Consider the following 23277-nt stretch of genomic DNA (forward strand, 5'->3'; position numbering starts at 1 on the left):
TTTATAATTTCTTTACCGGTATGGAATTAATAACAACGGTAAAGTAATTGGAGGTATTTGCGACCTTTTAAGTTCTTTTGGCTCCGTACATTAGTGAAAAGCAGCATGTGTATAACTTGTGAATAATTCTTATAGTATTGAGGCTTTTAATGAATACACAAAGCAGGTGGGACTTTTCCATCTTCTGGCAGGAAGCATTGAACCAGTTGAAAAACGAACTATCGGACCAGGAGTTTGTTATGTGGTTCAGTAACATCTCCTATCACTCCTCCGAAGAGGGAAAGCTTATCCTTTCGGTTCCCTCGGCATTCTACCGTGACCAGGTAAAACAGCGTTATACCGGCATAATAAAGGAAAAACTCTACGAACTATCCGGTTTTCAACTGGATGTCGATTTTATCGTTACAAAGCGAGCAACATCGGAATCGCCGAAGGAGAAAAATGAAGTTTCTGATACCCCTCAGCCCCCCATGGCGGTAAAACCGGTACCCGTATCGGTCTCACCGGCTAAGAATGATCCCCCAAAAAAGCATCCCGATCTTAGACCCGATTACACGTTCGAGAATTTCGTTATTGGTGAGAATAACACCCTTGCGGCAAACGCTTGTATGGCCATCAGTAAAAATCCGGGAACTGCCTATAATCCCTGTCTGATATATGGGGGAGTAGGTCTTGGAAAAACGCATCTCATTCAGTCAATCGGAAATTATGCATGGGCACATAATCCCGACATAAAAATTGCTTATGTTACGGCGGAAACCTTCACCAACGAATTTATAGAGGCGATTCACCATAACAAAAATCATCAATTCAAAAATAAATATAGAAAGGTCGATATCCTGCTTATCGACGATATCCATTTTCTCCAGGAAAAAACGGGAACACAAGAAGAACTCTTTCATACCTTCAACGCTTTGTATGAAACAAACAAGCAGCTTGTTTTTACCTGTGACCGTCCGGTGTCAGAGCTGAAACAGCTCACTGATCGGCTGAGAAGCCGGTTTGAACGTGGACTCAACGTCGACCTTCAGGCCCCAGCTTTTGAAACAAGGTTTGCCATTTTAAAGCAGAAGGTAGAAGAAAAAAAGGTACCGATAGACGATGAAGTTATCGAACTCATTTGTCGAAACGTCACCACAAATGTAAGAGATCTCGAAGCCGCACTAACACGACTGATTGCCTATGCAGATCTCTTGCATAAGAAAGTGACCCTCGATATTGCCAGGCAGCAACTCAAAGATGTCTTTTCCAATCCCAAAATGAGTAATATCACCGTTGAAATGATACAGCGCGTTACTGCCGAATACTTCAATCTCTCCCCTAACGACCTTCGTGGTAAAAAAAGGACAAAAGCCATTGCCTTTCCCCGACAGATCGCCATGTATATTACCCGGGAAATAACCGAATTCAGCACCACGGAAGTCGGTCTGGAATTTGGAGGGCGAGACCATACCACTGTTATGCATGCATGCCAACGAGTGGAAAGCAGAATGCAAACGGATCCCAGCTTGGAACCTATCATCCAACGCATTGTACGGCAAATCAAAGAGTACGGGACAAAATAATGAAAAGATGGTACAACTATGAGGAAGATATGTGCATGAATACCGAAGGCTGTGGATATGTGCATTTTCATGGAATAACCTTTACAAGTTATTCAGATGGGCAACTATTTCTTTCAAAAGAAATTATGGCGGATATTAACATATTCACCGTGCCTATTATTACTACTATTAATTAATATATACTGTAGGTAGGAGAGGAAAGATGAAATTTACCTGCGAAAAAAACGCATTGTTGAAAGAAATTTCCATTGCCCAGGAAATCATCTCTACAAGAAATGCACTTTCAATTCTTTCAAACGTACTTCTCGAAGCCGACGATGGGTCTCTGACCATAAAAGCGACAGATTTGAAAGTAAGCTTCGAGACCAGAATACCAGTTGAAATTGCTGCTCCCGGAAGTACTACGGTCTTTTGTGACAAATTTTTGGGAATTCTTCGTTCCCTACCGGAAGGAGATATCGAGGTTGAACTGGTCGACAACAGAGTCATGATACGACCCCTCTTTCAGAAGATCAACTTTCAACTTAAGAGTATTGCCGGAGACAAATTCCCCGAATTGCAGGAAGTATCCGAAGATCTTTATTTTGAGATCCCTCAAAAGGATCTTATTGAGATGATCGGCCAGACAATCTTTGCTGTTTCCGATGATGAGACTCGTTATTACATGAACGGAGTCTATGTGGAGCAGGACGGTGAAAGTATTTCCATGGTGGCTACCGACGGGAGAAGGCTTTCCCTTATCAAACGGCGAATAGAATCCGAATTGAAGGAATTCGACGCCGTGATCATTCCTCCGAAGGTTCTTCAGCTTATCAGAAAGCTTTCATCAGGAGAGGGAAATCTGAAAATTGCTATTTCCGACCGGAATATATTCGTTCAGTTTGATGATCAACGGATTACCAGCAACCTCATTGAAGGACAATTTCCCAATTATCGGCGGGTCATTCCCGACAGTCAGGATTACCAGTTGGTTGTCAACCGTGATCAGCTTGAAGAGGCTCTTAAACGTGTATCGCTTTTGGTTGAGCAGAAATCAAGAAGGGTCTATCTCAGTGTTGAGAACGCAATGATGCGACTTACCAGTGAAGAGAGTGATATTGGTGTCGCCAAGGAAGAACTTTCCTGTAGTTATGAGGGACCTGAGACCACCATAGCGTTGAATTATCTTTACCTTGCCGAACCCTTGAAGGTTATGCGCTGTGAAGAAGTCGTTCTTCGTTTTACTGAAGCAAATAAGGCGATCACCCTCGAACCGGTTCCTGAAGGCGATTATTTCCATATCATTATGCCGATGCAGCTGGATTAAGTGAAGCCATGGGGTTTTTAGCCCTGAAGACATATCAATATAGAAACCTAAAAGACGCGGAGGTGTGCCTTGACGCACCCCGCGTTTTTCTTGTGGGGGAGAATGGCCAGGGAAAGAGTAATCTGCTCGAGGCTATTTATCTATTGAGTTTTGGTTCTTCTTTTAGAACAAGGCGAGATCAGGAGCTTATTCGCCGGGGATGCGGTGAACTTGCGCTTCATGGAAAAACCGCCGAGCATGATATATCCTTTTTGCTTTCAGGCAAGAACGGAACAACAAAAAGCATTAAGCTTGATGGAAAGCCTGTTACCGATCGAAAAGAGCTTGTACGTATCTTTCCGGCCATTGTTTTTTGTCACGACGATATCTCATTTGTAAACGGATCGCCGGAAAGAAGGCGCTGGTTTTTCGACCAAACAATGAGTCTTCATGAACCGCTTTTTATCGACACCCTTCGATCCTATCGCAAAATTTTGAAATTACGAAATATGGCCTTGAAAGAAGATCGCAGAGATCTCCTTGATGTTTACGATATACAGTTGGCAAGGGCCGGGATGGAGATCCAGGAAAAGCGAAGAGAGGCAATAGAAGGCTTTAATACAACATTTTCTTCACTCCATGAGAAGGTTTCGGGTCTGGAGGGGGAAATGAAGATTGCCTATCGTCCCAGTTGGAAGGGATGTAAAGGCGAGGAAGATGTTGGTGTTCTTCTTCATCGAAGGAGGGAGAGTGATTTAGAAATGAAGACCTCCGGATCCGGTCCTCATCGAGATCGTTTTGCCTTTCTTCTTGAGGGGAGGGATTTTTCTTCCATTGCTTCCACCGGTCAACTTCGACTTCTTTCCCTGCTTCTTAGGGTTGGACAGGCCCGATTTTTCTATGAGAAGTGTGGAAGACGGCCGGTACTGCTACTTGATGATGTACTTTTGGAGCTTGATCCGAGACGAAGGCAGCGCTTTTTGGGAACACTTCCGGAAGCCGATCAGATTTTTTTTACCTTTCTTCCCGATAGGCAGTATTCTGAACTGAAGGGAAACGATACCATGCTTTTACGGGTGAAAGAGGGTGAGTTTATTGAAGAATAGGAGGCCTAATGAAAAAGGCATCGGAGATTCTGTCTCAGTTTTTTGATCAGGCACAGTTGGAAAAGGCCCAGAAATACAGCTCTTTTTTCCGTAGTTGGAGAACAATTGTCGGTATCGATATTGCAAGTCATACTCGGGTAAGGGAGATAGAGCGGGATGTTTTAATTGTGGAGGCAGATCATCCGGGTTGGGCTCAGATGATAGAATTGAAAAAACGACGAATCCTTCGGGATATCAACAAAAAGTATCCGGAATTTTCTTTGAGTAATATTAGGGTATGGATTGTACAGCAATTAGGGGCTGTCTATCCGGTAGAACGAGAAGAGGGCAATAGGAATGAGTGGCACTATGAGCCTCCCGTTTTTGGTGAAAAAGAAAAAAACGAGAGAAAAAGTGCCGGTGATGACGGCCGTTTACAGCAGATGCTCGATAGTATTGGGAAGATGGTTAAGGGTTCTGAGAGGGATAATCGCCATTGACATTCCCGACGGATGCAGCGTATACTTTGGCACTCATTGGGACAAAAGCGCTGTATAGCGATACAATAAGGAGTTGCTTCTATGAAAAGGACTTACCAGCCTAGCAGGGTAAAGCGCAACAGAAAATTTGGCTTTCGAGCACGCATGAAAACCCGCGGCGGGCGGCTTGTTCTTGCCAGACGCCGAAAAAAAGGTAGAAAAAAGCTTTCTGTTGCTGATGAGAAAAAGCCTTACTAAGAGGGATAGATTGAAACACTCGGCCGACATCGGCCGAGTGTTCTCTTCACGAACCAGGGTGTCCTGCCTTGGCGCGAAACTGATGTATCGAACAAATAATACAGAAAGGAACCGTTTTACGGTTACCCTGGTTAGAAAGTATGGAAATGCCGTTCAGAGAAACCGGGCAAAGAGAGTAGCCCGGGAGGCTTATCGGCTCATTAAGCCTGAAATCCGACAGGGATATGACATGGTCTTGCTTTTGTATCGATCTGAAGATACATTGTCCAATCGTAGCCGTCAATTGAGCGATTTATTACACAAGGCACAACTTCTTGGAAAGCGGCATCCGCTTTTTCTCTCAATCAAGGACCAGTAGGAGAAGGTATGGACAAAAGAACTTTGCTGGCGGTTATTCTTTCAACCATTGTTATTTCCGTCGGTTTCATGATTCAAAATACGTTTTTTGCTCCTCCCCTTCCCGAGTCACCGGCTGTTACAGAACAAGCCGAGGCCTCCGGGAATACAAATGCTTCCGATGGATCTGTTTCATCGAATGATAATTCTCAACAGCAGCCGACGGCTCCTGTTTTACAGGCCCAAGGTATCATTCCTTTTGGTGATGAGCCTGGGGAGAAGATGGTTTCTCTCGACACAAAGGTATTTAAAGCAACCTTCAGCAGCCGAGGGGCTCTTTTGACCAGCATGAAGTTGAAAGAGCACTTTGAAAATGGAGAGCCGCTGGAGATGATTTGGCGGGGAAACGATGCAGAGGGGGCTTTCGGTATATCTTTTGGTGGACCGGAAAGAGAGATAGCACATGTTCCGTTTTTTGTCCGGAATATCGATGAGAATACGCTCGAATTTTACCGTGAGTTTGCAGTACAAACCTCTTCAGGTCCCGTTCCCTTCACTTTGACCAAGCGTTTTCGGTTTAATCCTTCCGATTATCTTTTCGAGGTCTTGGTTAAGATTGAGAATAGTGTGAATGCCTATCCAGCCCTCGACGAAGATGGGTATGCCTACACGCTATCCTTTGGTCCTCAGATTGGTCCCCAGGTTGAAAAAATGGATGGTAGATATGCCTATCGTCGTTATTTTACCTATGAAAACGGGAAACAGAAAAATTATCGAATGAAAAACGGTTCTGTTTCCGTTGATAATCGGGTAAGTTGGGCTGCCGTACTTGGAAAGTATTTTGCGGTTATCGGGGTTCCCGATGCAACCGACTATGATCTTCTTTTTACCGAAGGTTCCGAGCCCGGTTTGCCGACAACTTCGCGACTTTTCTTTTCCAGACCTCCTCTGAAAAGCAGCGTAAGCGAGGATGTTTTTCGTTTTTACATGGGACCGAAGATCAGCCGTGTCCTGACACAGTACAACGATCCGGATAAAAATGGCTTCGGAACTCGTGACCTTCATCTTGAGGAGGTTATGGACCAGGGCCGTTTGCTTGGCTGGCTTGAGGTCATAATGAAAAAGTTGCTTGTCTTCTTTTATTCGATTATTCCAAATTGGGGTGTAGCCATCATTCTCCTTACCATTTTGGTCAAGGTCGTATTGTTTCCGATAACACATAAAAGCTACGAATCGACTAGTAAGATGCAGATGCTGCAGCCCAAGATGAAGGAGATTCAGGATAAGTATCGGGACAACCCGAACAAAATGAATCAGGAAATGGCGGAGCTTTATAAACGGGAAAAAGTGAATCCTATGGGAGGATGTCTTCCCATGCTTCTTCAAATGCCGATGTTCATTGCCATGTACGGCCTTTTTAACAAGTATTTCGATCTTCGTGGCTCCTCGTTTATTCCCGGTTGGATTACCGACCTGTCGAGTCCCGAATCAGTATATAGTTTTGCACCCTTCAAAATTCCGATTCTGGGATGGAGCGATATACGGTTGCTTCCTATGTTTTTCGTTGCAACGATGATTCTCTCCAGTAAGATGACGCAAAGTCCCTCGTCTGCAGGAAGCCAGAACAGTAGCATGAAGATGATGACCTACATGATGCCTATCTTTTTCTTCTTCTTTCTCTACAATGCTCCCTCCGGTCTGCTGGTTTACTGGATTGTTACCAACGTGCTGACGATAGGTCAGCAGAAGGCAATCTCAAAGATACAGAAGCGTAAGGAGGAAGGGTGATGAATGTGACATCCCGTTTACTCCAAGGAGATAAAATATATGGTAAAAGAATTCGAAGGAAAGACCGAAAAGGAGGCGATCGATAACGCAGTTTCAGCACTGAATATTGACCGTGAAGAGTTTGACGTTGAGATTGTCGAATCCGTTAAGGGCGGCCTTTTCCGAAAAGGTGCAGTAAAGATCAGGGTTTTTATTGAAGACGACGATGATGGCTTTGATGTCGGCGATCGTTACAGCGAAGATGTTGATCCTCAGGCCCAAGACGATTTTGAAAAGGCCTCGGTGACGTTTCTTGAAACACTGATCGAAAAGATGGGTTTTCCTGGTACGGTTTCCATCAATTTCAGGGAAGAAAAGAAAATTGGTTTAACGATTGATTCCCAACATTCCGGTATTCTGATAGGAAAAAAAGGAAAAAATCTTGATGCATTGCAGCTTTTGGTTAATGTGTATTGCGGGAAGCTGCATGAGGGACGCCGAGTTATTGTCGATGCTGAGAATTATCGAAGCAGGCACGAGGAAAGCATTATCCGTCTTGCCGACAGAACTGCGGCACAGGTACGGAAGACTAAGCGTTCCCGGCTCCTTGAACCGATGAATCCCTTTGAAAGGCGATTGGTCCACACTACCTTGAATGATATCGATGATGTGGAAACCAGGAGTGAAGGCGAAGGCCTTTATAAACAAGTCCGGATCATTTACAAGGGTTCGGCAAACTATTAAAATTATTATAAATATGAGTTAAGGATGACCCCAACTGGCTTAGCAGGTTGGGGTTGTTTTCTCTTTTTCGTATGTAGGAGAAAAGCTATGGATACAAAAAGGAAAGTACTTTTTACTTCAGAGTCTGTCAGTGAGGGACATCCCGATAAGGTATGTGATCAAATTTCCGACGCCGTTCTTGATGCCTGTTTGCGGGAGGATTCCACTTCGAGGGTTGCCTGTGAGACCTTTACAACTACGGGGATGGTTCTTGTCGGTGGAGAGATCAGTACCTCTACCTACGTTAATCTTCAGGATGTGGTTCGAGGTGTTGTGAAGCGGATAGGGTACGATCGGCCGGAGTATGGCCTTGATTGGGAATCCATGGCTGTTATCGATACAATTCATAATCAGAGCAGTGACATCTCCATGGGCGTTACCGCAGGTGAGAATAAGTATAAATCCCAGGGAGCCGGGGATCAGGGAATGATGTTCGGTTTTGCCTGCAATGAAACCGAAGAGCTTATGCCAGCACCCATCATCTTTGCCCACCGTCTGCTGCAAAAAGCGGCAGCAGTACGAAAGTCGGGGGAATGTTCCTGGATGCGGCCGGATGCAAAGAGTCAGGTTACCGTTCAATACGAAGGTGGAAAGCCGGTGCGGATCGATACCATTGTCATCAGCCATCAGCATAGCCCTTCGGTTTCGATAAAAGAGATAGAAGCGAGTCTCCGCAAACGGGTCATAGAACCTGTTCTCGGCGATACGGGACTGATAGACGAGAAGACACGGTTTTTCATCAATCCGACGGGACGCTTTGTGATAGGAGGTCCTCATGGTGATTCGGGACTTACCGGTAGAAAGATTATTGTCGATACCTACGGCGGTATGGGGCGTCACGGCGGAGGGGCTTTCAGTGGAAAGGACCCAAGTAAAGTAGATCGTTCGGCCGCTTACATGGCCCGCTATGTGGCGAAAAACATTGTTGCGGCGGGATTGTGCGATCGATGTGAGTTGGAACTCTCTTATGCCATTGGCGTTCCCTTCCCCATTTCGGTTATGGTGGATACCTTCGGAACGGCTACTGTGCCCGAAGAGCGGATTGAAGCTGCAGTTGAGAAGGTTTTTGATCTCTCTCCCGAGGGAATTATCAGGGAATTGGGTCTTTTGGCGCCTATCTACGAAGCGACGGCGGCATACGGTCACTTTGGAAGAGACGGTTTTTCCTGGGAACGGGTAGACAAGACCGAAGAGCTGAAAAAGGCCGTTGGTTGACACGGCCATAGATGGAAGGAATTGTTTCTCTCCTGATTCTCCTGGCCTTTCTTGGTGGGGGAATGATGTGCGCCAAGAGCACATTCGCGCCCAAGCCCAAAGGGGTCACGTGTATAATTGCCGTTATACTCCGCATCTTACTGCTTTTCATGGGCATCAGAATCGGCCGCCTCGGTATGAATATCCGGGAAGTACAAACCATTGGCCTTCTTGGCTTGGTATTTGGGAGTGCAACGATTTTCGGAACGGTCTTGTTTCTTATCATTCTGAACGGACTGTCGGGAGGAAACGAGTCGAAGCATAAAAGAGGACGTTCCGAGTCACGACGTCCTTCTGCTAAAAGGCTTCTTTGGGAATCTCTTGGATTGTTTGCTTTTGTTATTGTCGGCATTGTGGCAGGAAAGATTCTTCCTTTTGCTTCCCTCATCCCGAATGAAGCCGGAACCTGGACGCTTTATTGTTTGCTCTTTTTCATCGGGATGCAGATGATGCAAAGCGATATAAAGTTTGTCTCTCTGCTTCGGGACCGAAGAATGCTTCTATTGCCTCTTGTTACGGCATTAGGATCGATTTGCGGTGGGATCATGGTCTCTCCCCTCTTTCACCTCTCAGTGGGAGAAGCTGCGGCTCTCTCGGCCGGCTTTGGTTGGTACAGTTTATCGGGGGTGCTTATCTCGGATCTCGGAAATCCGTTACTCGGTTCCGCCGCATTTCTTGTCAATCTTGTAAGAGAGAGCCTTGCTCTTTTCATGATACCCCTTTTGGGAGGCTTGGGCCTTCCTCATCTTGCTATCGGCGTCGGAGGGGCCACTTCAATGGACGTCACCCTTCCCCTTGTGGAAACCAGCTGCGGGGCAGGGTATGTTCCTCTTTCTATTGCCCACGGGGCACTTCTTTCGCTTCTTGTCCCCTTTCTCGTTCCTTTTTTTTGGGGGTTTGCCTGATTTATGCCCGATTTATGTGAGAAGTCTGATTTTGGTGAAGATGTAATCAAGAGAGTCTCGTTTTAGTACCGTTCGAAAAAAACCGGTGTTATCCAGTTGAGAGGTGTTTTTCCCGTCGTTTTTCCGGTATTTTTCATCGACGTCTTCATTGAACCAGTGAACAAGCGATATTTTTCCTCCTTTGATTTCTATCGCCGTCATTCCTCGCTTTCCGATTACGCAGCCGGAATTAAAAACGGAAGGAGCAAGGGTCTGGCTGCTGTACAAAGAACTTATTGCCTGCTCTTTGCCCTTTGTCATGATGGATTTGTCGATCTCTTTTTTGATTTCCTCGATTTGCTTTTCAAGAAACTTTTGTTTTTCGTCACCGGATTTTGCATATCTGCGCAGAAGATTTTCGATTTTGTATTTAAGAGAGTCGAGTTTTGAAAGGGATTCAAAAAGGGGGCGATGGGTATGGCCGATGATGGATACGATGTTTTTTTCAATGGAGAATTCGTAGGTCCGCTTTTCGATTTTAAAGCGCCTGCCTTTATCGTGTGCGACCGAATAGTGTTTGATTCGTAAGGGTTTTGCAATGAAGCGGAGCAAAAGGCCCGATATTTCATTGAATTTTTCGTAAAAATAGCTGGGCTGATGGCCATGGAAGAGAAAAAGCGTCATACCCTTATAATTCAACTTGAGTGATTCGTAGAGTTTGTAGCGTAGGGGCTCTCCAGGGAGGTTAAAAAGTTTCGAATCATGATTACCCGAAAGCTTATAAAGGCGATTTTCCGCATCGAATGCATCAAAAAGCGAATATAGGCTCTTCCATGTAGAGCGGATTTCGGCAAGTGTATAACGATGGAGCTCCTCAATATCTCCGTTGAGGATGAGGGTATATCCTTTTTCATAGTAGTAGTCATGGAGAGCGGTCTGGAAGAGTTTGGCATTGGGACGAAAGTCGTCTCCATATTTCCCGTTTCCGACGTGAAGATCGCTGAAGATGACAAACCGCTGATTGTCATGTATCTCAATCTCTTTTGCCTTTGTGTAAAGCTCTTCGAGCTTGAGATGATAGAATTGCTTGTTCATACTATTCTTAAATATAAAAAATTGATGACCCTTTTGTGAATAGTATATGAAAAAATGGTTAGTTGAAGTGGCGGCTATGTTCGTATCGGGATGGTGCAGCCACGCTGCTTAAAAAGAAGGTAAACCTGCTCGGCTGTAACACAGTGCATGATTTTTTCCCTGAATGAATCGTTGCGGAGCAAACGGACAAGGGTTGAGAGGGCGCTTAAATACTCCAATTGTGTTTCCGGAGGATTTGCAACAAGAAAAAGAAGGTGGACGGGTTGAGAATCAATGGCATCATACTCAATTCCTTCCTGACTGATTCCCAAGGCAACGTAGACTTGATCGATTCCCTGACAGGTTCCGTGAGCAACCGCAATACCCTTGCCGAGACCGGTGCTCTGTAGCAGCTCCTTTCTCATTACTTCACAATAGAAATCGTCAGCCCAAGGTTTGTTTGCAAATTGTCTTGCATGTGAAATGAGCTCGAGAATGGCCTGGGACTTATTTGTCTTGGATAGCTGACAGATGCCGTTTTTCCCAATCAACCTGCATAAGGTAACCATAAAACCACCTATAGTATAATATCGACATTTTGTAGCTTTTACAAACAAAAAAAAGCAGATACTCTTTTCTCATGGCAACACTTATCGTAGAAGGATACGACAGGCTTATTACCGCAAGCCCGGCAATTTCTTTGCTTAATACCCTGCTTAGGGAAGGTATCCCAATTTCCCACCTCTGCGGAGGAAAGGCCCAATGTGGTACCTGCAGGGTGAAAATCCTTGACGGGGAGTCTTTTTGTAGTCCGATGGGTGAGAGGGAACGTCTGCGCCTTTCCGGAAAAGAGGGAACACTTCCGGAGTCTGTCCGGCTTGCATGCCAAACCTATATCAGAGGCAGGGTTGTGGTACGGATACTCGCCTCCGGTCGTTCCCTTGACAAAAAAGAATAGACAGGTGGCGAGCATTCGTTTATCATTGTAATGGAACCGGTTCCAATTAATTGATTGAAGCGTATCATGAAAAAGCAAACGATAAATGATGTTGCCCGTCTTTCGGGAGTGGGTAAGGCTACGGTTTCTAGGGTTTTTTCAGGTTCTCCTCTTGTTTCAGAAGCCACAAGGGAGAGGGTGTTGGAGACTGCACGTGAAATTGGTTATCATCCTAATCCCGTTGCACGTGCTCTGACTACCGCGAAGACCGGGAATATTACCATCGTCCTTCCGAGCCTTCAGTCCTTTGTTATGTCGCAGATCGTTAGGGGTGCCATGTTCGCAGCCAACAAAAACGGCTACAGCCTTTTTGTTCTTGATTCGGGTGAGGATTCGGATAAATCCGGAGCCGATTACTCGGACCTACTCCATGAACACGCCAGCGACGGTGTCATATTCTGCTATGAAAGCGCCCGTCAGCAGATGGAGTCGGTTTCATTACGTCGTCCAGTGCTTTTTCTGGAAAGTACTCCGACAAAGGAGAGTCTGGATTGCATACGCACGGACAACAGGACAGGGATGCGGCTTTTGGTTGAGTATCTTTTTGAGCTCGGACACAAGCGCATTGCCGCTGTTTTTGGAAGGCGAAGTCCCTACTCGGAAAACCGCTATATCCACTTTATTGCTGCAATGGAAGGCGTTGGTTTACCGGTAACCGAGGATCATCTTTTGTTTAGTAATTGGGCCATTGAAGATGGATATCGAGATTTCCGTTCTCTTATGGGCCTTCCATTTTCATCTCGGCCGAGTGCTATTGTTTTTATATCGGATTTTATGGCAACCGGTGCACTTCGTGCTGCAGCCGATATGGGGATTGCGGTGCCAGATGAGGTTAGTATTGCCGGCACCGACGATGCCGAAACAAGTGCCTTTCTTATTCCCGGGTTGACTACCCTTGGTTTTGACCCCCATGGACTTGGGGAAAAGGCAGTGGAGCAGCTGATACGACGAATACAATATCCCGATGAGGAGGCTCTGCATCTTGTTGTGCCGGTTACGTTACGAAAACGGGGTTCCACCGGCCCGGTGAAATGGTAATCCTTTTATAGTGTTCGGAATCCTGGTGGTCAAAGCCTCTCAATTTTTTTTGTTGCCGTCAATTACAGAGTATAGGGGCATACGATCAAGCAATCCTGGAAACCTAAGGATTTTTCCGGGAAAGACGGCATGAAACCACCAGGATTCCGGACACTACGTAATCCTTTTGTCTATTATCCGGCCATGAGCCGGAAGGAAATCCAGATTTGGTAAGGAGCATAAGCAATGAAAAAAGCGATTCTGAATCTTCCCACCGCCCTCTACTGTGGGCGGGGTTGTCGCTCTGGCCTTGCGGAGTGTATCCCTCAGGAGGCGAAGGTTGCGCTGGTAACGGATAAGGGGCTGGTCGGCGCGCCCCCTCTGGATTTGGTGACAACGATTTTCGATGAGGCAGATATTTCCTGGAAGCTAATTTCCGATATCGATCCCAACCCCGATGAGGAAACAGTACTTAGGGTAGTCAAAGCGGTTAAAGCAATGCAGGCCGACGTTATTGTCGCCATAGGCGGGGGAAGCCCCCTCGATACTGCGAAGGCCGCTGCTTGCATGGCACGGAACGATGGACCGCTTTCAGACTACCAGTGGGAGGGAAAACCCTTTGTCAATGCCCCCCTTCCGCTCTATGCGCTGCCGACAACCGCAGGTACTGGTAGTGAGGTGACGGGAGTGGCCGTCATCACCAGCAGAAACATGAAAAAGGGCATTAATGCCAGGGAGATTTTTCCCAAAGCCGCTTTTGTAGACCCTGAGTTGATGATAGGCCTTCCACCCTATCTTACCGCGATCACCGGAATGGATGCCCTGACCCACGCCATAGAAGCCTATGTCGGCTTAGGGGCCAACCCATTTTCCGATGCGCTTTGTGAAAAGGCCATCGAATTGATTGCGGATCATCTTCCCCGAGCCTTTTCTTATGGCGGGGATATTGAGGCGCGGGAGGCGATGGGTACTGCCAGTTCTCTTGCCGGCCTTGCTATGGACCAGGCAGGGCTCGGCATCGTTCATAGCCTTTCAAGTCCTGTTTGTGCCTATCTCCATGTTTCTCATGGCTTGGCAAATGCCATGCTGCTACCACATGGAATGCGATACAATCTGCCGGCCCGACATGAGAAATTTGCCGTTGTTGCCGAATTGATGGGGTATGATACCACCGGCATGACTCCCCGGGATGCGGCTGAGGCGGCTGTTGTTGCTGTGGAAGATTTGCTGGAAGAATTGGAGCTCGGCTCCGCAATTGAGGAGGTCGTACACAATGCGGTCGACTTCGAGGAGTTCGGGAACAATGCCTCCAAGATGTTTCTCATCCGGAACAATCCCCGAGGTGCCGATTCCAAGGCCTGTCGCTCGATCTTCGAAACAATTTTCTAAGAAGTAGCGGCGATGAATTTCAGGGATACCGAATTAATGCAGTAGCGTAAGCCTGTAGGCTGCGGGCCATCTTCAAAAAGATGGCCGAGATGGCACCCGCACCGGGCACAGAGCAGCTCGGTGCGGATCATGCCGTGACTACTGTCGGTACGGCGTTCCACTCTCTTCTGATCGATGAGATCCATGAAACTGGGCCATCCGCTTCCCGAGTCATATTTTGTTTCCGAACGAAAAAGTGGTGTTCCGCAGCCGACACAGTGGTATGTTCCTTTCCTGTGTTCATCCCATAGTTTCCCGGAAAAAGGGGCCTCCGTTCCCTTCATCCTGCACACATAATATCGTTCCGGGCCGAGTTTGTCCCGCCATTCACTTTCACCGTGGGGCATCTTACTGGACGATTCCATAATAGCCTCCTTATATTCTTAACATACTCATGTTAAGCAAAGGGAGTCCACATCGATGAACCAAATTATCGAAACCATTTTGCAAAGAAAAAGTGTACGCCATTATGGAGCCGGAGAGATCCCAAAGGAGGACCTCGAGACGATCATGCGGGCCGGAATGGCTGCACCTTCCGGAATGAATAAACAGCCGTGGGCCTTTGTTGCAGTACGGGATCGACAGCAACTCGATATGCTTGGAGATGCTCTTCCCTATGCGAAAATGCTTCTTCAGGCAACGGCGGCCGTTATTGTCTGCGGAGACCTGCGCACGCTTTCCAATGAAGAGGCAAAGCTGTGGGTACAGGATACCTCTGCGGCAACCGAGAACATCCTTCTGGCGGCAGAGGCTCTCGGTTATGGAGCAGTCTGGACCGCCGTGTATCCGGAAGCCGACCGGATGAAACCGGTGGTTGAGATTTTAGGTCTTCCTGAGCGCGTCATTCCCTTGAATGCTATTGCTGTCGGCCAGCCTCTTGAGGATCGTGACCGGCCCAAGAATAAGTGGAAGCCGGAAAAGATTCATTACGATCGCTGGTAGAAAATAAAAGGCCGACCCAGTTTCCGGGGCCGGCCTTTTGTATCGAAAATTCTTAAACGAATTCTTAGATCTGGATACGGGCGTTCAGACCGCCGCCTAGGGACTGAGTGGTAAAGTTGTACTGGGCGTTCAGGTCCAGTTTCAGTATCGTCAGATTGAAGCTTAGCCCGCCGAATGCCCTGAAAGATCCGCCGCTGGCATCGGAGTAGACCACAAAACCGTCGTCGGTGATTTCCACATCATAATTATCTTCCACAGCATCTACGTCTCCGGTTATATCTGCATTAACACCTCCGCCGGCCCGCGACCAGCCGTAGGAGTAGCCTGCCCCGAGATAGGGGGTGAGGATGAGCAGGGATTTGCTTGCCTGGACCGAGAGGTCGATTGCATGGGTCTTCCATGCAAAGACGGCATCGGGATTACCTATATTGAGAGTTTCTCCGCCGGGAAAGTCAATCTGATTTGCCATTCCCGTGGTTTCCATGGCAACCGAGCCGTTGAGGTAGGTATAGCCGAGTCCCACGCTGACTGCGGGAATAAGCAGACGGTCTTTAAGAAGGGGATAACGAACCTGAAGACCTGCCAGGATATATTCGGCGGTAAGGCCGGTTGAACCTTCGAGGGCATCACCCATTGAAGGGGTGAGATAACCGAATTTTGCGCCAATGTCGAAGGGGATAAAAGGAAGCCCCAATCGTGCGTCGACAGCGTAGCCGGGCAGGGGAACTCCCAGACTGGAATCAGTTATTTCGCTTGGAAGCTCAAAGCCTAGAGCAGTTGCAACATCTTCGAAGGCCTCCTTCGGAATGGTAACCGCCGATACCGAAAGGCCGATACCGAAGTGGGGGAAGCCCTTTACCCTGGCATCCGACCAGGTGAGGCCGGTAGCCGCAGCCGCGAACGGCAGTGCCTCGGCAACATCATCGGCAAAGGTGGCAAAGGATGATTCAAGATCGGAATATTGTATTTGCCCAAACATCGGCACTGCTATCAACAGGGCCAGGATCATCACTGTAATGACTCTTTTCATAAAACCTCCTTGGTGTTGATACCGCTATTCTACTATAACGCACTTTCGAATCGGTTTCAGGAACCCTTTGCGTTCTTTTTCGCTTAGCGCTACTATGTAAGCGTAAGTGATTTTCGAAATAAAGTCTAAAGGAGAGAGTCATGCAGGCAATACGGATACGCGACGGTATTTATCGCATTAGTGCCAACATAGGAAATAAAGATCTCTTTGAAGGTATTTGGCCCCTTCCTAATGGAGTAAGCCTCAACTCCTATCTTGTAAAAGGGGAAAAGATAGCACTTATCGATCTTGTAAAGGATTGGGACGATGCTCCGGGACAGATTGCGTCTCAGCTCGCATCGGTAGGTGTCTCGTTTGATCAGATTGATTATCTGATCATCAACCATATGGAACCGGATCATACCGGTTGGTTGCGGGAGCTTCGGGAAAAGAATCCGAAGCTGCAGATTCTCGCCAGTAAGAAGTCGATTCCCCTGATAAAGAATTTCTACGGCATTGAAGAGGGCGTGAAGGCCGTAAGTTCCGGTGATAGCCTTGACCTTGGAGACGGCAAGACGCTGTTTTTCGAAGATACGCCAAATGTTCATTGGCCGGAAACAATGGTTACCTGGGAGCGCTCCTCAAAGGTCCTTTTCAGCTGCGATGCGTTCGGTTCTTTCGGCGCCATGGGAAACAAGGCCTTTCACGATGAACTTTCCGCCAGCGAAAAGGATTTTTTTGATCGCGAGACCCTCCGCTACTATGCCAATATCGTTTCTACCTTCAGCCCTTTTGTCGAACGTGCAATTAAAAAGCTTGAAAATCTGGAAATCGATGTAGTGGCGCCAAGCCATGGTCCCATTTGGCGGGAAGAACCCGAGAAAATCGTCGAACAGTACGCTCAGTATGCATCCTGGATGAAAGGGCCTGCTCTTCCCGAGATTACCTTTGTCTGGAGCAGTATGTACGGCAATACCCAGAGAATGGTCGAACCGGTTTTGGAAGGAATACGGTCGGAGGGGGTTCCCGTTCATGTGCACCGGGTGCCTCAGGAGCACGTTTCTTTTGTTCTGGCGGATGCCTGGAGATCAACGGGTATAGTGCTTGGTATGCCTACCTATGAGTATAAGATGTTTCCGCCGATGGCGCATGTACTTGATATTCTTGATCGAAGTCATGTTCAGAGTAGAACGGCTTTTCGATTCGGCTCGTACGGCTGGTCGGGGGGTGCACAAAAGCAGCTTGAAGAGTTTACTTCCTCGATGAAATGGAACTGCATGGAGGCTCTTGAGTTCGCGGGTGCACCTGATGCCGACGACCTGGCATTGGGGCGTGAGCGAGGGGCTGAACTTGCCCGGGCCGTAAAGAAAATGTGTCAAGCCGACAAATAAGAGCGTTTGTTTGTTCTTCTTGGCATGATACAATTCAGCCTATGAAAATTCGTGCCGGTCAATTATTACTTGAACGTCCAGGTTTGATCTTCATCCTCTTCCTTGGGATGGGGATCAACCTTGTCGGCTACTACATTGTGTATTGGCTGGAGCTGCCGCTGTTTCTCGACAGTATGGGGACATTTTTGGCTGCTGCTGTTTTAGGTCCGTGGTTGGGTGCCGCCTGCGGTTTCTTTTCAAATCTCTTAATTGGACTTATCGACAATCCCGTTATGATCCCCTTTGCCCTGGTCAATATCGTTATTGGAATTATTGTCGGCCTTTTTTCCTTGCATTTTCGTTTTCGTTCCCTTTTCGTGGTTATTATTGGGGCGCTGGTTTCTGCCCTTGTTAGTTCATTATTGGGTACCGTAATAACCGTATTTGTTTTCGGCGGAGTTAGCGGAGGGGTTATCGACGCTTTTGTTGCAGGTATGGCGACTTCCGGTAGAGAAATTTTTTCATCCACGTTCCTTGTCAGGCTTCCGGTCAACATTGGCGATAAATTGTTCAGCGCCTTTCTCATCTGGATTTTCCTGCTATTGTTCCCGGAACGGTGGAAAGGCTATGCTTAATGAGGAATTTCTTTGCCGTTTTGTTTTTTTCTCTCGTTATTTGTGTTCCGGAGATTTTTTGTCTACAGAATCTGACGGTAGTGGGGGGAGCAAACGGCAACGTCCCCTATGAATACCTTGATGACAAGGGCCGCCCCAGAGGAATCCTGGTGGATGTATGGGATCTTTGGTCAAAAGAAAGTGGGGTTGAGGTTTCCTATCTCCTGGTCGATAACTTCAAAGATGTCATGGATCTTGCCGGAAACGATGCATCCGGTCCTATTGTACTTGCCCATGATCGTATCCCCGGTTTTTCCGATGATGCCGGTCGGTTTGAACATGGTGAGGTATATTATGAGGTTCAACCTTCCATTTTCTATCACAAAAGAATCAGCGGTATTATCAGGATTGAGGAAATGGCCGGATATGTGGTGGGAGTCGCTGCTGATTCCGGGATAGAAGCGCCTCTTGCAGAGGCTTATCCTTCTTTGGTGATCAGAAGCTATGACAGCAGACAGGCATTGTTGGCTGCCGTCCTGAGCCATCAAATTCATCTTTTTGTCGGTTACCCCCCTTCTATGATTCATCAGATTGGTATCACCGGAAATGCCCGTGCCTTTCGTTCGGGGAAGGCACTTTCGTTTTCAATGCCCTTTGCACCTGTACTGGTAAAGGGCCCGAAAGAGCTTCTGGAAGATATTCAAGAAGGTTTTTCCTCAATGAGCCCCTTTGCCCGCAATCTTACAATTCACCGGCAAACTGGTTTCTTCAGGGGATGGTCGATCCGCTGGCCGCTAATAGCAGCGGTAGGCCTCGTTCTTATGGTTGGCTTGCTTTTCTCTCTCTTTTGGTTCTGGAAACTTCAATTGGACAAGCGCATTCGTCAGGCAACCGATGCCCTTGTCGAGCAGCGTCGGCAGTTGGAGATTTCCCGGGATGCACTGGCACATGCCCTTCGTGAGAAAGAAATTCTTCTCAAAGAGATTCATCATCGAGTTAAAAACAACCTCCAGATTATTTCAAGTTTGGCCAATCTTATCCGGAATACAGGAGGTACCACCGACGAGGGAAGGGATCGCTTTGCCGAACTCCAGAGCCGCGTCGTTTCAATGGCGAAAGTACATGAAGTGATCTATACCAACGAGCAGTTCGAGCAGGTTCCTCTGCGGGATCTCATTAAGGAGATAAGTGAATTGCTTATTTCTTCCATCGGTATGGGCTTGGCTATTCGTTTGTCGGTCAAGTGCGATAACCTTGCCATAAATGTTGGTGATGCGACGGCTTTTTCTCTGATCATTCACGAAGCAGTGGCGAATGCAATTAAACATGCCTTTGCTCCGGGGAGAAACAACGTTCTGGAGATCCTTGTACGCGAGATTAACAATACGGTTGTTTTGTGCATAAAAGATAATGGTGCGGGCTTTCCAGCTGAACTTGATTTTGACGGAAAGAATCATTTGGGACTTTTCATGATAAAGCAGCTGGCTACACAATTACGCGGTGAATTTGTATTGAAGAATTGCGGGTATGAAGGTTCCGGTGCTCAGATAACGGTAGAATTTCCCCTACCGGAAGCCCGCTTTGTGGGGCTTCCGGAGGAGAATAATAGAGACTATCTGCGACGATAGCCTCCCATTCCAGGCGCAGGTACCATATGGTTCGAATCATCGTAACCTGATTCGAAACAGCCCCATCCCTCATGGAACCTTCCGGGACCTCCGGGACCCATATGGCCGTAGAAGCGGGAAAGGTCGTAGGTCTGACCGTCTATGGTCGCTTTCACCAAGCGAAGATAGACCGCATCACTGGGATTTCTTGTCGGCCGCCAGTTTGCGGGAGCAGAAAATCCTTCTACACTTACGCTTTCTCCATTGGAAAGTTCAAGACTGTCTGCAAGAAACATGGGGAACATCAAGCGGTAGGTTTTTCCGTCGTCTCCTTTCAACTCGGGAAAGCCTGAAAAACTTGCATAGATCTTTCCGCTTACGGTTACTGTTTGGTAGGGATTATCCCGAAAGTCTTCATCTTCCTGGGCCCCCTCTGCAAAAAGGGTAGAGCCGGAAGAAAAAACCATTCCAGCAGCAATAATGAACATAATCGTGTATTTTTTCATTAAACGCCTCCTTCGGTTTTCGTTGTCTGATACCAATAATAGGCCTGTGATGTGAACCGAATGTGAACGGCTTGTGTTACTGTTGCGAATTTTGGCAGTGAATCACCACCAGGATTCCTAACACTACCTGATACCGCCCTTGCTCCCCGCCTGTGGAACATGGTACCATCCCACACTCTCGGAAGGAGTGTTTGTATGGACATCCTTGAACAGATCAAAAGTGAGTATCCCAACTACAACAGCACCAGAAAGCGTATTGCTTCATTTATTTTGGAAAATCCGACTCGCTGCTGTTTTCTCTCTTTGAAGGAATTTGCTGAAGAGGCTCGTTCTACCGAGGTCACCGTTCTCAATTTTTGCCGTTCTCTGGGGCTCGGACGTTATGTCGAACTAAAAAAAGCTCTGCAATCGCATGTATTAATCTGGACAAGGCCCGCGGATCGAATGAAGGCCCTTGCAAGTCGAAGCAGCGACAGTAACGAATTGTTCGACCAGGTTGTTAAGTCGGAACAGAAGGCCCTGCGATCGACCTTTGAGCATAACGGTCCCAAACAAATTCTTTCCTTCATTCAGATGATACGGAAGGCCCGTCGGGTTTTTGTAGCCGCACATGGTGCAAGTCGTATTTTTTCTTCGGTTATTACCTATAGGCTCTCGCTTTTGGGGGTAGATATCAGTGAATTGGATATGGATAATCCCCACAAAACGATTTTTCGGCTGCTAAGTTGTAATCCAGAAGAGAGTCTTTTAATCGCTATAGCAACTCCTCCTTACGGGAAAAATACCATTGCAACTACCCGTATGTGTCGGTCCCGGGGGATTTCCGTGGTTACCATTACCGACAGTACCCTTTCGCCCTTGGTTTCCATGGCTGAGACCGCACTGATCTGCCCGACGGAATTGATGGGGCTCACCAATTCTCCCACCTCTATTATGGCGATCATAGATATCATTGCCGTACTCTTCCTTGCTGAGAAACAGGAGGACGAATTCTCCCACCAAGAGGATCTTGCCCAGCAATACGAACATTACCTTAAGTTGTTCAATAGCGAATTGTAGTAAAAACTTTAAATTAAAGTTTATATTGACCCTCTTCCCCAGCTCTGATACCATCTATCTAACCTTTTTCGGGGGCTCTTCTCATGTGGAAATATATCCTCAAACGACTCTTGATGATGATTCCTGTGCTCATCGGTGTGACCTTTATTGTATTTTTTATCATGGCACTGACTCCAGGCGATCCTGCTGCAATTATCCTTGGTGATCAGGCTAGTGCCGAGGCTCTTGCCCTGAAGCGGATCGAACTTGGACTCGATAAACCCATACCGATACGTTACCTCAACTACGTAAATGATATGTTTCATGGGGATCTAGGTACCTCATACAAAAACCAAATCAAGGTCTGGGATCAGGTGTGGGATAAGTTTCCCAACACCGCTATCCTTGCCGTTGCCGGTATTTTGGTTGCCCTCTTGATTGGAATTCCGATTGGTATCCTCTCTGCAAAGAAGCAATATACCTTCATGGACAACTCCTCGATGGTGCTTTCCCTCATAGGTGTGTCCATGCCCAACTTCTGGCTTGGGCTTCTCCTTTCTCTCTTTTTCGCATTGAAACTTGGTTGGCTGCCCTCCCAGGGGATGGGAACAGGCTTTTTTCCGTTATTGAGAAGTCTGGTTCTCCCGGCGATCACCCTGGGAACAGGGGCTGCCGCAACCGTTGTTCGAATGACCCGATCTTCCATGCTTGAGGTGATCCGCCAGGATTATATCTCTACTGCACGGGCAAAGGGACTCTCCGAAAAGGCCGTCACCAGACACCATATGCTGAAGAATGCAATGATTCCGATCGTTACGGCGGTAGGTTTGCAATTTGGGCAGCTACTGGGAGGGGCGATGCTTACCGAAACGATTTTCTCATGGCCGGGGCTTGGGCGACTGATGGTGGATTCGATTACCAGTAAAGACATCCCGATGGTCCTTGGGGCGGTGATTTTCATGGCGGTTATGTTTTCATTTGTAAATCTTCTCGTCGACATTATCTACGCGTTTATCGATCCACGCATCAAAAGTCAATACGATAAGGCTGGGGTAAAACGGATTGGCTTTCGAAAGAGGAGTATTGCAGCATGAGTAGCGGACCCAAGGCTCGTTCCCTCTGGAAAGAAACCTGGAGAAGGCTGAAAAAGAACAGGCTCGCCGTTGCCGGTATGCTTTTTTTAATTACCCTGGTGCTGATCGCCATTGCAACGATCGTCATAGATTTGGTGATGCACAACGCGATCTATAATGACTATGTCATTAAACAGAACCTGCGACTTCGTCTAAAAGGGCCCAGCCCCGAGCACATTTTTGGCCTTGATGAGTTCGGCCGGGATATTTTCCTTCGTATGATTTGGGGAATTCGCTATTCGCTCTTTATGGGGACGATTGCGATTGCCCTATCCACCATTGCCGGTGGCATACTTGGGGCGATCGCCGGCTATTATGGCAAGGCGACCGACAATATCATCATGCGCTTCATGGATGTCCTTCTTGCCATTCCATCCATGCTTTTGGCAACCGCTATTGTTGCCGCCTTAGGAACGAGTCTTACCAACCTGCTTTTGGCGATTGCCATCAGCTATGTACCCACCTTTGCCCGTACCGTCAGGGCTTCGGTGCTGACGATCAAGGACCAGGAGTTCATTGAGGCGGCAAGGGCGCTAGGGGCGGGAGACGGAAGGATCATCTTCAAGTACATCATTCCGAATTCACTTGCACCCTTGATCGTCCAGGCCACATTGGGCGTGGCTGGTGCAATTCTGTCCATAGCCGGACTCTCGTTTTTGGGGCTCGGTATTCAGCCTCCCACTCCTGAGTGGGGATCGATGCTCTCGAGTGCCCGTTCCTACATTCGTGAGGGGTGGCACATCACCGTTATCCCGGGGCTCGGCATCATGCTAACCATTTTGGCACTGAATGTCATGGGTGACGGGCTACGCGATGCACTTGACCCGCATCTGAAGAACTGAGGAG

Annotated in this window: 25 protein-coding genes; 20 read left to right on the forward strand and 5 right to left on the reverse strand. The window is 47.4% G+C overall.

Features of this window, described 5'->3' with window-relative positions:
- Positions 1 to 149 precede the first annotated feature (149 nt).
- The 10 genes from dnaA (at position 150) to SPIRS_RS00050 (ending at position 9717) form a co-directional block, all read left to right on the forward strand.
- Positions 150 to 1565, forward strand: a complete 1416-nt coding sequence (gene dnaA, locus SPIRS_RS00005; RefSeq protein ID WP_013252625.1) for a chromosomal replication initiator protein DnaA — start codon at positions 150 to 152, stop codon at positions 1563 to 1565.
- A gap of 202 nt (positions 1566 to 1767) precedes the next feature.
- Positions 1768 to 2871 carry a DNA polymerase III subunit beta gene (gene dnaN / locus SPIRS_RS00010; RefSeq protein ID WP_013252627.1) on the forward strand — a complete coding sequence of 368 codons (1104 nt, stop codon included), beginning with the start codon at positions 1768 to 1770 and terminating at the stop codon, positions 2869 to 2871.
- An 8-nt stretch (positions 2872 to 2879) separates the two neighbouring features.
- Positions 2880 to 3956, forward strand: coding sequence for a DNA replication/repair protein RecF (recF, locus tag SPIRS_RS00015; protein WP_013252628.1), 1077 nt, complete (start codon positions 2880 to 2882; stop codon positions 3954 to 3956).
- Positions 3957 to 3964: 8 nt separating this feature from the next.
- Positions 3965 to 4435, forward strand: a complete 471-nt coding sequence (locus SPIRS_RS00020) for a DUF721 domain-containing protein (protein ID WP_013252629.1) — start codon at positions 3965 to 3967, stop codon at positions 4433 to 4435.
- Between the two features lie 81 nt (positions 4436 to 4516).
- Positions 4517 to 4672 (forward strand): 50S ribosomal protein L34, encoded by a 156-nt coding sequence (gene rpmH / locus SPIRS_RS00025; protein ID WP_013252630.1) that lies wholly within the window; start codon positions 4517 to 4519, stop codon positions 4670 to 4672.
- Positions 4653 to 5030 carry a ribonuclease P protein component gene (gene rnpA / locus SPIRS_RS00030; protein ID WP_041865932.1) on the forward strand — a complete coding sequence of 126 codons (378 nt, stop codon included), beginning with the start codon at positions 4653 to 4655 and terminating at the stop codon, positions 5028 to 5030. The genes rpmH and rnpA overlap by 20 nt, the downstream gene beginning before the upstream one ends.
- Positions 5031 to 5038: 8 nt before the next feature.
- Positions 5039 to 6796, forward strand: coding sequence for a membrane protein insertase YidC (gene yidC, locus SPIRS_RS00035; RefSeq protein WP_013252632.1), 1758 nt, complete (start codon positions 5039 to 5041; stop codon positions 6794 to 6796).
- A gap of 39 nt (positions 6797 to 6835) precedes the next feature.
- Positions 6836 to 7519, forward strand: a complete 684-nt coding sequence (gene jag, locus SPIRS_RS00040) for an RNA-binding cell elongation regulator Jag/EloR (protein WP_013252633.1) — start codon at positions 6836 to 6838, stop codon at positions 7517 to 7519.
- A gap of 87 nt (positions 7520 to 7606) precedes the next feature.
- Entirely contained in the window at positions 7607 to 8773 is a 1167-nt protein-coding gene (gene metK / locus SPIRS_RS00045; protein ID WP_013252634.1) for a methionine adenosyltransferase, read from the forward strand.
- Positions 8774 to 8784: 11 nt separating this feature from the next.
- A complete protein-coding gene (locus SPIRS_RS00050) occupies positions 8785 to 9717 on the forward strand; it encodes a lysine exporter LysO family protein (RefSeq protein ID WP_013252635.1) in 933 nt (310 codons plus the stop codon).
- 12 nt (positions 9718 to 9729) lie between these two features.
- Here SPIRS_RS00050 and SPIRS_RS00055 read toward each other — a convergent pair whose 3' ends face one another.
- Both SPIRS_RS00055 and SPIRS_RS00060 read right to left on the reverse strand, forming a co-directional pair.
- On the reverse strand, positions 9730 to 10791 hold the full coding sequence (locus SPIRS_RS00055; RefSeq protein ID WP_013252636.1) for a metallophosphoesterase: 1062 nt from the start codon (positions 10789 to 10791) through the stop codon (positions 9730 to 9732).
- A 74-nt stretch (positions 10792 to 10865) separates the two neighbouring features.
- On the reverse strand, positions 10866 to 11339 hold the full coding sequence (locus SPIRS_RS00060) for a PTS sugar transporter subunit IIA (protein WP_013252637.1): 474 nt from the start codon (positions 11337 to 11339) through the stop codon (positions 10866 to 10868).
- Between the two features lie 71 nt (positions 11340 to 11410).
- On the opposite strand from SPIRS_RS00060, the gene SPIRS_RS00065 reads away from it, so the two are divergent.
- The 3 genes from SPIRS_RS00065 to SPIRS_RS00075 all read left to right on the forward strand — a co-directional run bounded on the left by SPIRS_RS00065 (position 11411) and on the right by SPIRS_RS00075 (position 14173).
- Positions 11411 to 11728, forward strand: a complete 318-nt coding sequence (locus SPIRS_RS00065; protein ID WP_013252638.1) for a 2Fe-2S iron-sulfur cluster-binding protein — start codon at positions 11411 to 11413, stop codon at positions 11726 to 11728.
- Positions 11729 to 11794: 66 nt separating this feature from the next.
- Complete coding sequence (locus SPIRS_RS00070) at positions 11795 to 12805, forward strand: LacI family DNA-binding transcriptional regulator (RefSeq protein WP_013252639.1); 1011 nt, start codon at positions 11795 to 11797, stop codon at positions 12803 to 12805.
- Between the two features lie 225 nt (positions 12806 to 13030).
- A complete protein-coding gene (locus SPIRS_RS00075) occupies positions 13031 to 14173 on the forward strand; it encodes an iron-containing alcohol dehydrogenase family protein (protein ID WP_013252640.1) in 1143 nt (380 codons plus the stop codon).
- Here the strand turns inward: SPIRS_RS00075 and msrB are convergent.
- Entirely contained in the window at positions 14170 to 14577 is a 408-nt protein-coding gene (gene msrB, locus SPIRS_RS00080; RefSeq protein ID WP_013252641.1) for a peptide-methionine (R)-S-oxide reductase MsrB, read from the reverse strand. The genes SPIRS_RS00075 and msrB overlap by 4 nt on opposite strands.
- Before the next feature lie 55 nt (positions 14578 to 14632).
- On the opposite strand from msrB, the gene SPIRS_RS00085 reads away from it, so the two are divergent.
- A complete protein-coding gene (locus tag SPIRS_RS00085) occupies positions 14633 to 15154 on the forward strand; it encodes a nitroreductase family protein (RefSeq protein WP_013252642.1) in 522 nt (173 codons plus the stop codon).
- 64 nt (positions 15155 to 15218) lie between these two features.
- On the opposite strand, the gene SPIRS_RS00090 is transcribed toward SPIRS_RS00085, so the two are convergent.
- A complete protein-coding gene (locus SPIRS_RS00090; protein ID WP_013252643.1) occupies positions 15219 to 16184 on the reverse strand; it encodes a DUF6588 family protein in 966 nt (321 codons plus the stop codon).
- Positions 16185 to 16324: 140 nt separating this feature from the next.
- Between SPIRS_RS00090 and SPIRS_RS00095 the strand changes: the two genes are divergently transcribed.
- The 3 genes from SPIRS_RS00095 to SPIRS_RS00105 are packed head-to-tail and all read left to right on the forward strand — an operon-like array spanning position 16325 to position 19775.
- Positions 16325 to 17554 (forward strand): FprA family A-type flavoprotein, encoded by a 1230-nt coding sequence (locus SPIRS_RS00095; protein ID WP_013252644.1) that lies wholly within the window; start codon positions 16325 to 16327, stop codon positions 17552 to 17554.
- A 41-nt stretch (positions 17555 to 17595) separates the two neighbouring features.
- Entirely contained in the window at positions 17596 to 18168 is a 573-nt protein-coding gene (locus SPIRS_RS00100) for an ECF transporter S component (RefSeq protein WP_013252645.1), read from the forward strand.
- Positions 18168 to 19775 carry a sensor histidine kinase gene (locus SPIRS_RS00105; RefSeq protein WP_013252646.1) on the forward strand — a complete coding sequence of 536 codons (1608 nt, stop codon included), beginning with the start codon at positions 18168 to 18170 and terminating at the stop codon, positions 19773 to 19775. Before SPIRS_RS00100 ends, SPIRS_RS00105 begins: the two co-directional genes overlap by 1 nt.
- Here SPIRS_RS00105 and SPIRS_RS00110 read toward each other — a convergent pair.
- Positions 19760 to 20260: a hypothetical protein gene (locus tag SPIRS_RS00110; protein ID WP_013252647.1), complete on the reverse strand. Its 501-nt coding sequence runs from the start codon at positions 20258 to 20260 to the stop codon at positions 19760 to 19762. The genes SPIRS_RS00105 and SPIRS_RS00110 overlap by 16 nt on opposite strands.
- A 195-nt stretch (positions 20261 to 20455) precedes the next feature.
- On the opposite strand from SPIRS_RS00110, the gene SPIRS_RS00115 reads away from it, so the two are divergent.
- The 3 genes from SPIRS_RS00115 to SPIRS_RS00125 all read left to right on the forward strand — a co-directional run bounded on the left by SPIRS_RS00115 (position 20456) and on the right by SPIRS_RS00125 (position 23273).
- Positions 20456 to 21319 (forward strand): MurR/RpiR family transcriptional regulator, encoded by an 864-nt coding sequence (locus SPIRS_RS00115; protein ID WP_013252648.1) that lies wholly within the window; start codon positions 20456 to 20458, stop codon positions 21317 to 21319.
- An 83-nt stretch (positions 21320 to 21402) separates the two neighbouring features.
- On the forward strand, positions 21403 to 22392 hold the full coding sequence (locus SPIRS_RS00120; RefSeq protein WP_013252649.1) for an ABC transporter permease: 990 nt from the start codon (positions 21403 to 21405) through the stop codon (positions 22390 to 22392).
- On the forward strand, positions 22389 to 23273 hold the full coding sequence (locus tag SPIRS_RS00125) for an ABC transporter permease (RefSeq protein ID WP_013252650.1): 885 nt from the start codon (positions 22389 to 22391) through the stop codon (positions 23271 to 23273). Before SPIRS_RS00120 ends, SPIRS_RS00125 begins: the two co-directional genes overlap by 4 nt.
- The last annotated feature ends 4 nt before the right edge of the window (positions 23274 to 23277 follow it).

This window comes from Sediminispirochaeta smaragdinae DSM 11293 (genome assembly GCF_000143985.1).
GTDB lineage: Bacteria > Spirochaetota > Spirochaetia > DSM-16054 > Sediminispirochaetaceae > Sediminispirochaeta > Sediminispirochaeta smaragdinae.